Below are 12,408 nucleotides of genomic sequence, written 5' to 3'. Positions count from 1 at the left end.
CTTTTTTTATTGGGGAAGTCATGGCGGTTAGCCACAGGCGTTGGGGCGAATCCTATCCGCGCCCTTTACTGTGTGTCAATTTCGTGAATCTTCTGTATTTAGGCTAAAAAAGTCTAAGAAACATTAGATGGCCATCATCGTGCGAGGCTCTATCCAGCACTTCTCGGATCGTCACACCCCTTCAAGCCACACATTGGTGCACTCGATTGGGTGGTTTGAATCGAAATTGCGACTGTTTGTCTCAGCCAAATCGAAAAGGCTTCAGGCTTGCCCAGCCACGGGCTGATATCGAGCAACTGCAACTGGCCTTCCTGCTCCAGGGCCAACGTGGGAAAGCCCTGGCCGCCGATTTTTGCCAGCCATTGGCGGCTGTCCTTGATGTGAGCGAGCGTTTCTGCACCCAGGACCTCATCGAAAGCGGCTTTAAACGCGTGGGGATCCAAACCGATAGATTCGGCCAGATTCAACAGCACGTCGTTATCGGCGATTCGGCGACCTTCGACGTAGTGCGCCGTTTGCAAACGCGCCAGCAACTCCAGGCCGCGACCGGTGATTTTTTCGGCGGCCAGTACGGCGCTGATCGGCGGGGCCGAGTCGAACACCGCGCTATGGTCACGTAACAGGCCTTCGAAATACGCCTCGCCAAACGGTTGCCCGGTGTATTCGGCGATGCGCCGGTCGTGGGGCATTACGTAGTCACGCAACTGCGGCGATACAGATTGACGACTGGCCCCGGTCATCATGCCGCCGCCATGCAACTGGATCGGCACTACAGCCTGGGCAGCGTGAAGCAGCGGCTCGGCGCCGTAACACCAGCCGCACAGCGGGTCGTAAATATAGTGAAGCGTGGCTGCCGACATGACGGGCTCCGATGGACGTTGATGCCCCGCAGATTAGTCTTACCCACAATTGGGAAAAACCCCGGATCAGCTTTCAGACTGTTTCGGGAATCGGTCGAATACCCCTGAAAAACATACGCCGTAACAGTTTTCAGAAAGGTACGTTTAGGAATAGATAACCTGCGCAAATAGTAAGCATTACCATTAGCGCACTTTTATCCTCCCAACCTTTTTGGATACACACCCCGATGCCTGCCCTGCGCCTGACGCCCATAACCCTTGGGCTTTCTGTACTGCTGTCTGCCGGATTTGCCTGCGCGGCCACCGTCCTGCCGGAAACGTCCGTGAGCGCCGAAGCGGACGAAGACGACCCGCGCGTCAAGGAAACCAGCACCGCTACCCGCACGGCCACGCCCGTGCGCTATGTGCCCCAGGCCATCGACTCGGTGAAAACCGACAGCCTGCGTTCCTACGGCACCAATGACCTGGGCCAAGCCTTGAGCGGCGTGCCCAACGTCAGCAGCGGCGCCGACACGCGGTTCGACAGCCTGCGCATTCGCGGTTTCGATGCCAGCAACGACTTCTATCTGGACGGCATTCGCGACGACAGCCAATACGTGCGCGACCTGCACAACATCGAACGCATCGACGTGCTCAAAGGCCCGGCGGCCGTGTTGTACGGGCGCGGCGGCCAGGGCGGCATCGTCAATCGGGTGAGCAAGCTGCCCCAGGCCGGTCGCGCCTCCAGCATCGAGGCCCAGGGCGGCAGCAATGATTTGCGCAGCCTGTATGCCGACCTCAGCACCGACCCCACCGACAACATCAGCCTGCGCCTGAATATGGGCAACCAGGACAACAACAGCTTCCGTGACGGCGTCAGCGGCAATCGCCAACTCTTTGCGCCGTCCATGAGCTGGCAACTGAACCCTGACCTGAACTGGCTGGTGCAATACGAATACAGCCGCTACAACCGCACGCCAGACCGTGGCATTCCCGGGGTCAACGGGCGCCCGGCGGATGTCAGCCGCAGCACCACTTATGGTGACAAGCGCGATTACATCGACGACAAGTCCCAGTCCCTGCGCTCCCGGCTTGCCTATGAGTTGAACGACAGTTGGCAACTGCGCCATACGCTGAGCGTGTTCACCCTCGACAGCGACTTCGATAACACCTACGCCGTCAGCTACGACCCCAAAACCAACAAGGTCGGGCGCCAGCGCTGGCAGCAGGACTTGACCACACGCAACATCCTCAACAACGTCGAACTGGAAGGCGGCTTCAGCACTTTTGGCCTGGAGCATCGCTTGCTGACCGGAGTGGAGTTGGGCAACCAGCGCCGTGACCCGAAACTCTATCGAGCTCCGCTCGCCGCTGTGCCGAGCGTGGATGTGTACAACCCCAACCCGGGCTTGCGCCACTACGGTCGCCTGCCCGCATTCAGCAGCAGTCACACCGAAGTGCAAAGCCAGGGCGTGTATGTGCAGGACCAATTGCGCCTGAACGACCAATGGCAACTGCTCGCCGGTTTGCGCTATGACCGCTTTGATGTCGAGTCCACCAACCAACTGACCAACGCCTCGGAACAGGTCGTGAGCCACAGCACCAGCCCGCGCGTGGGCCTGGTCTGGACGCCGCTGGAACACCATTCGTTCTATGCCTCGTGGAGCAAGACCTTCTCACCGACCGGCGGCGGCCTGATCGGCATCACGCCCAACGCGGCGGGCAACGCCAACGACCTGAGCCCGGAGCTGACCAAACAGAAGGAAATCGGGGTCAAGAGCGATTGGCTCGACGACCGCCTGAGCACCACGCTGGCGGTGTACGAACTGGAACTCTACAACCGCCGCACCCGTGACCCGCTGGACCCGACCATCACCTTGCTCAGCGGCGAGCAGCGCTCCCGTGGCGTGGAGTTGACCGCTGCCGGCAAGATCGTCGGCAACTGGTATGTACGCGGTGGCGTCGGCCTGCAGGACGCCACGGTGGTGAAGGACAACAATGGTTTTGAAGGCAAGCGCATCAGCGATGTGGCCAAGCGCAATGCGAGCCTGTTCGTCACCTGGAAACCGGAGATGGGCTGGTACGCGGAAACCGGGTTGACGCTGGTGGGTGATCGATATGCGGATAACGCCAACACCGTGGTGTTACCGGGTTATGGCCGCTGGGATGCACTGGCCGGGTTCCGGCAGAAGGAATGGGATGTAAGGGCGGCGCTGAACAATATCAGCGACAAGACGTACTACGCCTCGGCGACCAGTGCGGCGCAGATTCAGTTTGGGGACCCGCGGAGCCTGGTGGTTACCGGAACATACAGTTTCTAAACAGCAACGCACTTTTCTGTGGCGAGGGAGCTTGCTCCCGTTGGGGTGCGAAGCGCCCCCAAAATAAGGCGACTGTGTTTTTTCAGATAGAACCCGGTGATCTGTTTTGGGGCTGCTGCGCAGCCCAACGGGAGCAAGCTCCCTCGCCACAAGGTCCAGTGGAACATTGAAAACAACCGTCAGTCTTTCATCAACTCACACAACGCCTGCACCTCATCCTCGCTGAACAGCCCCGCCGGGTACCGTTCGCTCATCACCCGGCGCGGGTCGGGCGTCCTGATCTGCCTCGAACCGTTTGCCTTCAACCAGAGCGCCAGCGCATGGATCGCGTCGCCGTTCACCCGCAAAGGGTGGAACGTACGCGTGTACATCAGGTTGATATCGGCATTCATTTCAGCGCTCTCTCCGACGGCTTGAGCGGCTAACTTACTCAAGGTTTATGACAGAACCGCTTAGTCATACACCCTGCTCTCTGTCCCAACAGCGATACAAGAGCTATGCCAATGTGCCCGGTTTGTCGGCACATGGTCACAAAAAAGCCCACGAACCTGACGGGCCGTGGGCTTGCTGTGAGCGCCGAAACCGCGGCGCGCCCGATTGCCGCTCAACCGGGCATCAGGCTGTTACAAGTGCACTCAGTTTTTGTGCGGTGCCGGCTGTTGCTGGGTCAGGCAGTGGATGTTGCCGCCCCCCAGTAACAGTTCGCGGCCAGGCACCATCACCACTTCGTGCTGCGGGAACAGGTTCTGCAGAATCTCCTTGGCGCGGCTGTCCAGCGGGTCGTCGAAGCTCGGCGCGATGATGCCGCCGTTGACGATCAGGAAGTTGACGTAGGAACCGGCCAACCGCACGGTGGGGTTGCGCTCCTGGGTGCCGTCGACCGGATCCACGCCGGCGCATTCTTCCTCGGTGGCGTACAGCGGCCCCGGGATCGGCATTTTATGCACTGTGAACGAGCGACCCTGGGCGTCGGTGCTGCTTTGCAGTACGTCCATGGCGGCATGGCAGCGTGCGTAGTTCGGGTCTTGCGGGTCATCGGTCCAGGCCAGCAGTACTTCACCCGGGCGCACGTAGCAGCAGAAGTTATCCACATGCCCGTCGGTTTCGTCGTTGAACAGGCCGTCCGGCAGCCAGATGATCTTATCCACAGCCAGATTGGCACTGAGCACCGCTTCGATTTCCTCGCGGCCGAGGTGCGGGTTGCGATTGCGGTTGAGCAGGCATTCTTCGGTGGTGATCAGGGTGCCTTCGCCGTCGACGTGAATCGAGCCGCCTTCCAGCACAAACCCTTCGGTGCGATAACGCGGGCTGCGCTCGATCTCAAGGATCTTGCCGCCCACCTGGGAATCGCGATTCCACGGCGAATACAGGCCGCCATCAAAGCCGCCCCAGGCGTTGAAGTCCCAGTTCACGCCACGCACTTCGCCGCCGTTGTTGATCACGAAGGTCGGCCCGGTGTCGCGCACCCAGGCGTCGTCGCTGGACATCTCCACCAGGCGAATATTCGGCACGTCGAGGCGCGCGCGGGCGTTCTCATACTGGCCCGCCGAGACCGCCACGGTCACCGGTTCAAAGCGTGCGATGGCCTTGGCCACCGCCACGTGAGCGGCCTGCGCCGGCTTGCCGCCGAGGCGCCAGTTGTCCGGGCGCTCGGGCCAGATCATCCAGGTTTGGGTCTGTGGCGCCCATTCGGCAGGCATGTAGAAGCCGTCGGCGCGGGGGGTGCTGTGCAAAGTGGTCATGGCGATTCAGGACTCCAGGGAACCGTCGAGGGTTTTAAGCGCACCATACAGGTTCGGACGGCGGTCGCGGAACGAACCCCAGGCGCTGCGGATGTGTTCAAGTTCATCAAGGTCGAAGCGGTGCACCAGGATGCCCTCTTCGGTTTCGTTGAGCTCTTCTACTTTCTCGCCGTATTGGTTGGCGATGAAGGACGAGCCATAGAAGGTGATGTCGTAGCCGTCCTGCGCTTCGTTGCCGATGCGATTGCTGGCGACCAGCGGCATCAGGTTGGCACCGGCATGGCCTTGTTGCACTCGCTGCCAGTGGTCGCGGGACGAAATGCTCTTGTCGTGGGGCTCGCTGCCGATGGCGGTCGGGTAGAACAGGATTTGCGCGCCTTGCAGCGCCATGCTGCGGGCGGCTTCCGGGAACCACTGGTCCCAACAGATGCCCACGCCGATCTTCGCGTAGCGGGTATTCCATACCTTGAAGCCGGTATCACCGGGGTTGAAGTAATACTTTTCATGGTAGCCCGGGCCGTCCGGGATGTGGCTTTTCCGATAAATCCCGAGGTTGGAGCCGTCGGCGTCGATGATCGCGATGCTGTTGAAACGCGCGCGGCCCGCCCGTTCGTAGAAGCTGATGGGCAGCACCACTTGCAGTTCCCGGGCTATGTTCTGGAAGTGCTTGATCGCGACGTTGTCTTCAACCGTGGTCGCCAGTTGCAGGTAGTCCGGGTTCGGCTTCTGGCAGAAGTACGGGGCCTCGAACAGCTCCTGGATCAGGATGATCTGCGCGCCCCTGGCCGCCGCCTCGCGCACCAGCCGTTCAGCAGTTTCAAGATTGGCTTCAAGGTCCCAGGAACAGGCCATCTGGGTCGCGGCAACGGTAACGATACGGCTCATGAATCATCTCCTCGGCGGCGGGCAAGTGGACGCCTTTATAGCGGATAAAAATCGGCTTTTGAAGCTAATAATTATCCGCCTGTCGAAAAATGATCAGATTTTACCGATAACAATCGAGTTTATTGTTAGAGCCCTTCCTCCAATACCTTCGCCAGCATGTCGACGAAGAAATCCACGCTGCGCCGGGAAGTGACCATCGGCGGCTTGATCTTGAGGATGTTCAGATAGTCGCCCGTGGGTTGCATGAAGACTCCCAGTTCCCGCAGCCGATCGCACAGCAGCGCGGTCTCTTCCGTGGCCGGCTCCAGGGTCTGCCGGTCCCGGACCAGCTCCAGTCCCAGATAGAACCCGGAACCATGCACCGCGCCCACCAATGGATACTGTTCGACCAGCGCTTCCAACCGCGCCTTGAAGTGCCCGCCCACCACCTGGGCGTTTTCCCACAGCTTTTCTTCCTCCATCACGTCCAGCACCGCCATGCCGATGCGGCAACTCACGGGGCTGCCGCCGGACGACGAGAAGAAGTAACCCTCGGCTTCCAGCGCCTCGGCAATTTCCCGGCGGGTGATCACCGCGCCCAACGGCTGGCCGTTGCCCATGCCCTTGGCCATGGTGATGATGTCCGGCACTACGCCCTGCTCTTCAAAGCCCCAGAAGAAATGGCCCATGCGGCCGTAACCCACCTGCACTTCATCGGCGATGCACACGCCACCCCGCTCCCGAACCAATGCGTACACCTGCTGCAAATAGCCCGGCGGCAAGGAAATCCCGCCGGCATTGCCGTACACCGGCTCACAAATGAAGCCGGCCAACTGGCGGTTCTGCGCGGCGATTTTCGCCAGGTTGTGTTCCACGCTGCGTACATAGTCGGGCGCACTGTCCTGCCCGCGGAACTCGCCACGATAGGTATTCGGCGCGGTCACCGGGTGCACCCAGTCCGGCCGACTGCTCAGGGCCTGAGGGTTGTCGGCGATCGAGGTCGACACCGCATCCGCCGCCACCGACCAGCCGTGGTAGGCCTCCAGCACGCTGAGCATGTCGCGCCCGCCGCTGTAGGCCCAGGCCAGGCGAATCGCCAGGTCATTGGCTTCGGTGCCGCTGTTGACCAGGAACACCCGGTCCATGGAATCCGGCGCCAGCGCCAGCAGACGCTCGGAAAATTCGGCAATCGCCGCATAGTGAAAGCGCGAGTTGGTGTTGAGCAACGACCACTGCCGCGCTGCCACCTGGGCCATGCGCGGGTGACCGTGGCCGAGCACCGCGACGTTGTTGAGCATGTCGAGGTAGGAACGGCCCTGCATGTCGATCAGGTGATTGCGCCAGCCGCGCTCGATGCGCGGCGGGTCGACGTAATAGTGCTTCTGCGAACGGGCGAAACTGGCGTCGCGGCGGGCCAGCAGGGCCTCGGGGTCCAGCTCCGGCTCGGCGTCGCAGGCAAGCCCCAGCAAGGTCGCCGGAGAGGGGCACAACGCTTGCCAGGCCGGCGCCCGGGACGGCGTGCAGAACAACGGCGGCTCAAGCTCGGCGCGGCACAGTTGCACCGTCAGCGGGCCGACAACCTCGCCGAGCACTTGGCCCTTTACCACCGCCGCGCCGTGCTGCAACAAGGCGTTCACGCCCCACAACCGAACGCTCAACTGCGCACTGTGCAGGCATAGCAGGCCGTCGGCGGCGTAGCGCAAGGTGCCGGCAAACGGCGCCTCCACCGTGGCGCCCAGGGGCATGTGCAGCTCTACGTGAAGCGGGAAGGTGTCCGGCTCGACGACGCTGTCGGGCTGGGTGCGGGACAGCCGATATTGGCCATAACGACTGGCGGCCAGCCCATGCACCAGGGCCGCCTCCTCTAGAAGCCGTCGATCAATACCTTCCTGCTGCCAATCCCCCGCCTCGAAATGCGGGCTGAGCACGCCCAGGTCGATCAGCGCGAACTCACGTCCAACCAACCCCGGCAGCAACGGCGCAAAGCCTTCGCCGACAATTGGCGGCAACTGGGCACCGGCACACCTCAGGATCGCTGCCTCCATCAGTTCAAAGGGCACCGATGTCGCCACGTTGAAAATTTCCCACTCATGCTCGGCGTTCTTCAGCAGGTAGGCGTTATCCGGGTCCAGGCCCTGCTGCTGTTCACTGCTCAGCACCAGCACCGCAGCCCGCGCGACGATCAGCGGCCACAGCACCAGCAGCTCTTCGTGCTGCAACGGGGTAATCGCGTGGCATGCCTGGATCGCCGGCAGGATAGCGAACGGATCACCCTCGGCATGGTGCAGCAGTGCCGCACAGGTCACCGACAGGTCGGCAATGCGCCAGGTGCGCACCAGGTCGCCGAAATCGATCACACCCTGCACCTGCCAATGCCGCTGGGCGTCGCGCTGCCAGACCACATTGTCATCGGTGATGTCCATGTGCACGGCCTGCCACGGCAGGTGATCGGCCAAAGGCCGCACGCGGCGTTCGACCTGCTCGACCACCTGCTCAAGCGCCGCCCGCTGCGGGAGATTTTCCAGGGTCGACAGCAAATGAGTGATCAGCTCAAGGGCATGACGCGGGTCCCATTGCAGGGTGCGTTCCAGGCCCGGATGCTCAAAACCGGCCAGCGCCAGGCTCATCCGCCCGCACAGTTCACCGAAACCTGCGATCACCTCGCGGCCCAGATGAGGCAAGTGTGTGAGCGGCTGGCCGTCGATGTAGTCCAGTAACCGCAGGTGAACGGTGTGCCCCGCGACGGTTTCGGTCAGCAGTTCTTCGCCGTTAAGGGACGTGATCACCTTGGGGACCCGCACGTCCGAATGTTCCTGCAGGTGCTTGAGGGCCGCGTGCTGGGCCTGCAGTTCGACGGCGGCATAGTCGCCCCGGCAGATTTTCAGCACAAAACGGCCCCGGTCACTGTCGATGCGGTAGTTGAGATCTTGCTGGCTGCCGAGGGACTTTAGCGCGCCGCCGAGGTCGTAATGCTGCTCCAGTAGCCGCGCTGCAGGGTCCGGTCCGACTTGCGGGCATGGCAGACTGGCGCGATGAATCAACGTGGCGAGCAACATGTGACGACCCCTGGTGTTTTTATCAGGCGCTTATATCGCCATTGTTGACGGGGGTTACGCAACCCCTGCAAATGCGGTGTTTCGGCACGCAAATTGCCCTCGCCCCTTGCACCGCCTCGCTTCACAACTCAAGCTATGCTCCATTCGCTTAATGTCCGTCTAAGGAAAAGGGCTTCCGACATGCGCATTCTCATCACCGGCGGCGCCGGATTTATCGGTTCCGCTCTGATCCGGCACCTGATTCAACACACCGAGCACGAAGTGCTCAACCTCGACAAACTGACCTACGCAGGCAATCTCGAGTCGCTGACCAGCATCGCGACCAATAGCCGCTATGAGTTCGTCCAGGCCGACATCATCGACCAGGCCACCGTCAGTGCCGTGCTGGCGCGCTTTGAGCCGCACGCGATCATGCACCTGGCGGCCGAGTCCCACGTGGACCGGTCCATCGACGGCCCGTCGGATTTTATCCAGACCAATATCGTCGGCACCTACAGCCTGCTGGAGGCCGCACGCGGCTATTGGCAGAAGCTGGAGGAACCGGCCAAAAGTGCCTTCCGCTTCCACCACATCTCCACGGATGAAGTGTACGGCGACCTGCACGGCGTCGATGACCTGTTCACCGAAACCACGCCTTACGCGCCCAGCTCGCCGTATTCGGCCAGCAAGGCCGCGTCCGATCACCTGGTGCGCGCCTGGCAGCGCACTTACGGCCTGCCGGTGCTACTGACCAACTGCTCGAACAACTACGGGCCGTTCCACTTCCCCGAGAAGCTGATACCGCTGGTGATCCTCAACGCCTTGGCCGGTAAACCCCTGCCGGTGTATGGCGATGGCCTGCAAGTGCGCGACTGGCTGTTCGTCGAAGACCACGCCCGTGCGTTGTTCAAAGTGGTGACTGAAGGCGTGGTGGGCGAGACCTACAACATCGGCGGCCATAACGAGCAGAAGAATATCGACGTGGTGCACAGCATCTGCGGCCTGCTGGAAGAGTTGGCGCCACAACGCCCGGCGAGTGTGGAGAAATTCACTGACCTGATCACCTTTGTCAAGGATCGTCCGGGCCACGACCAGCGCTACGCGATCGATGCCAGCAAGATCGAACGCGAACTGGGCTGGGTGCCTGAAGAAACCTTTGAAACCGGCCTGCGCAAAACCGTGCAGTGGTACCTCGATAACCTGGAATGGTGCCGCAGGGTCCAGGACGGCAGTTATCAGGGTGAACGACTGGGCAACACCGACTTTAAGGATCTGATCGCATGATGAAGGGAATCGTATTGGCCGGTGGCTCCGGCACCCGTTTGCACCCCATTACCCTGGGCGTTTCCAAGCAGCTGCTGCCGGTGTATGACAAGCCGATGATCTACTACCCGATCTCGGTGCTGATGCTGGCCGGCATCAAGGAAATCCTGGTGATCTCCACCCCCGTGGACCTGCCCCAATACCGCAATCTATTGGGCGATGGCAGCCAGTTTGGCGTGCGTTTCACCTACGCAGAACAACCGTCGCCGGATGGTTTGGCACAAGCGTTTTTGATTGGCGAAGAGTTCATCGGCGATGACCCGGTGTGCCTGATCCTGGGCGACAACATCTTCCACGGGCAGCACTTCGGCGACCAACTGCGCACCGCTGCAGAGCGCCCATCTGGCGCTACGGTGTTCGGTTACTGGGTGAAGGACCCGGAGCGTTTCGGCGTGATCGATTTCGACAGCGAAGGCCGCGCACTTTCCATTGAGGAAAAACCCGCCAAGCCAAAGTCGAGCTACGCGGTAACCGGCCTGTATTTCTACGACAACGACGTGATCAAGATCGCCAAGGCGGTCAAGCCATCGCCGCGCGGTGAATTGGAAATCACCGACGTCAATAACGCCTACCTCCAGCGCGGCGACCTGCACGTGGAGCGCTTCGGCCGTGGCTTTGCCTGGCTGGACACCGGCACCCACGACAGCCTGCTGGAAGCCTCGACGTACGTTCAGACCATCGAACACCGCCAAGGCCTGAAAGTGGCGTGCCTGGAAGAAATCGCTTACGAGAACGGCTGGATCGACCGTGATCATTTGCTGGAACGGGCCAAATATTTTGGCAAAACCGGCTATGGTCAGTACTTGTTCACGCTCGCTGGGGAAACTAAATGAATGTAACCGCCACTGAACTGCCCGGTGTATTGATCATCGAGCCGAAGGTTTTTGGCGATGAGCGCGGCTTTTTTTATGAAAGTTTCAACGCCCGGGCTTTCGCCCAGGCCACCGGTTTGCAACAAGAGTTTGTGCAGGACAACCATTCGCGCTCTCAAAAGGGTGTGCTGCGTGGCCTGCATTACCAAGTGGAACACGCTCAAGGCAAGCTGGTGCGTGTAACCGCCGGTGAAGTGCTGGACGTGGCGGTGGATATCCGTCGCGGCTCACCACTTTTCGGCAAATGGGCCAGCGTGCATTTATCCGCGGAGAATAATCGCCAACTGTGGATTCCACCGGGATTTGCCCATGGATTTGTGGTGCTCAGCGACTACGCCGAGTTCCTCTACAAAACCACGGATTACTACACGCCCTCGGCAGAACGCTGCATTCGCTGGGACGATCCTGACCTCAACATCGACTGGCAACTGACCGGTACGCCAACCTTGTCCGCCAAGGACCAGAACGGTAAAAGCCTGAAAGAAGCCGACCTGTTCCCATGAACAGCCCGTTGAAAATCCTCATCAGCGGCCAACACGGCCAGGTCTCCCGGGAGCTGCAACAGCGCCTTCAGGGCCTGGGCGAGTTGATCGTGTTGGGCCGCGACCAGCTTGACCTGACCCGTCCCGAGCAAATCCGCCAGCAAGTGCGCGCCCATCGCCCGGGCCTGATCATCAACGCAGCCGCCCACACCGCCGTCGATCAAGCCGAGAGCGAGCCGGACGTGGCCTTCGCCATCAACGCCACCGCGCCCGGCGTCTTCGCCGAGGAAGCCAGGGCACTGGGCATTCCGTTGATCCACTACTCCACCGACTACGTGTTCGACGGCAGCAAGGCCGCGCCCTACAACGAGGACGATGCCACCCACCCGCTGGGCGTCTACGGCGCGAGCAAGCTGGCAGGCGAACGGGCGATCGTGGCCGTCGGCGGTGAGCACCTGATTCTGCGCACCAGTTGGGTCTACTCGACCCACGGCAAGAACTTCTTGCTGACCATGCAGCGCCTGCTGCAGGAAAAGCCGCACATGCGCATCGTCGCCGACCAGATCGGCGCGCCAACCTGGGCCGGCACCATCGCCAACAGTACACGCGCGCTGATCGAACACTGGCAAGCGGGCCAGGCCGGGGCTTGGGGCGTCTATCACCTGACGGCCCAGGGCGAGACCTCCTGGTTCGGCTTTGCCCAGGCCATTGGTGAGCAATTGCGCATCGAAGGCAAGGCGTGCGCCGAACTGGAAGCGATCCCTTCCAGCGCCTATCCAACGCCCGCCAAACGCCCGCTGAACTCGCGCCTGGATTGCAGCCGACTGCAACAACAGTGGCACGTCTCGCAGCCGCAATGGCACGACGCATTACGCGAGTGTCTTGCCGAGCAGGCGTAGGCATAATGCGCCTGTACCCACAGGCGCACGA

General features: G+C 61.3%; 10 protein-coding genes. 5 read left to right on the top strand and 5 right to left on the bottom strand.

Features of this window, described 5'->3' with window-relative positions; genetic code table 11:
• Positions 1-149: 149 nt before the first annotated feature.
• Positions 150-860: a DsbA family protein gene (locus MUM_RS0108480; protein WP_010168991.1), complete on the bottom strand. Its 711-nt coding sequence runs from the start codon at positions 858-860 to the stop codon at positions 150-152.
• A 227-nt stretch (positions 861-1,087) separates the two neighbouring features.
• On the opposite strand from MUM_RS0108480, the gene MUM_RS0108475 reads away from it, so the two are divergent.
• A complete protein-coding gene (locus MUM_RS0108475; RefSeq protein WP_010168989.1) occupies positions 1,088-3,160 on the top strand; it encodes a TonB-dependent receptor in 2,073 nt (690 codons plus the stop codon).
• A 179-nt stretch (positions 3,161-3,339) separates the two neighbouring features.
• Here MUM_RS0108475 and MUM_RS0108470 read toward each other — a convergent pair whose 3' ends face one another.
• The 4 genes from MUM_RS0108470 to MUM_RS0108455 form a co-directional block, all read right to left on the bottom strand.
• Entirely contained in the window at positions 3,340-3,552 is a 213-nt protein-coding gene (locus MUM_RS0108470) for a hypothetical protein (protein WP_010168987.1), read from the bottom strand.
• A 243-nt stretch (positions 3,553-3,795) separates the two neighbouring features.
• Positions 3,796-4,902, bottom strand: a complete 1,107-nt coding sequence (aguA, locus tag MUM_RS0108465) for an agmatine deiminase (RefSeq protein ID WP_010168985.1) — start codon at positions 4,900-4,902, stop codon at positions 3,796-3,798.
• 6 nt (positions 4,903-4,908) lie between these two features.
• The gene (gene aguB / locus MUM_RS0108460; RefSeq protein ID WP_010168983.1) at positions 4,909-5,787 is read right to left on the bottom strand and encodes an N-carbamoylputrescine amidase; all 879 of its coding nucleotides are present in this window, start codon (positions 5,785-5,787) and stop codon (positions 4,909-4,911) included.
• Between the two features lie 125 nt (positions 5,788-5,912).
• Entirely contained in the window at positions 5,913-8,822 is a 2,910-nt protein-coding gene (locus tag MUM_RS0108455; RefSeq protein WP_010168982.1) for an aminotransferase, read from the bottom strand.
• 180 nt (positions 8,823-9,002) lie between these two features.
• Here MUM_RS0108455 and rfbB point away from each other — a divergent pair, with 180 nt between their 5' ends.
• From rfbB to rfbD, 4 genes are read left to right on the top strand one after another with little or no spacing between them, the layout of a single operon-like run.
• Positions 9,003-10,085, top strand: coding sequence for a dTDP-glucose 4,6-dehydratase (gene rfbB, locus MUM_RS0108450; RefSeq protein WP_010168980.1), 1,083 nt, complete (start codon positions 9,003-9,005; stop codon positions 10,083-10,085).
• Positions 10,082-10,957 carry a glucose-1-phosphate thymidylyltransferase RfbA gene (rfbA, locus tag MUM_RS0108445; protein WP_029615811.1) on the top strand — a complete coding sequence of 292 codons (876 nt, stop codon included), beginning with the start codon at positions 10,082-10,084 and terminating at the stop codon, positions 10,955-10,957. The genes rfbB and rfbA overlap by 4 nt, the downstream gene beginning before the upstream one ends.
• A complete protein-coding gene (gene rfbC, locus MUM_RS0108440; protein ID WP_010168978.1) occupies positions 10,954-11,499 on the top strand; it encodes a dTDP-4-dehydrorhamnose 3,5-epimerase in 546 nt (181 codons plus the stop codon). The genes rfbA and rfbC overlap by 4 nt, the downstream gene beginning before the upstream one ends.
• A complete protein-coding gene (rfbD, locus tag MUM_RS0108435) occupies positions 11,496-12,377 on the top strand; it encodes a dTDP-4-dehydrorhamnose reductase (RefSeq protein WP_032881842.1) in 882 nt (293 codons plus the stop codon). The genes rfbC and rfbD overlap by 4 nt, the downstream gene beginning before the upstream one ends.
• Positions 12,378-12,408 lie beyond the last annotated feature (31 nt).

The sequence above is a fragment of the Pseudomonas sp. PAMC 25886 genome (genome assembly GCF_000242655.1).
Classification (GTDB): domain Bacteria; phylum Pseudomonadota; class Gammaproteobacteria; order Pseudomonadales; family Pseudomonadaceae; genus Aquipseudomonas.
Note: the sequence above shows the minus strand (reverse complement) of the source record. Positions and strands in the feature narration are given on the sequence as shown.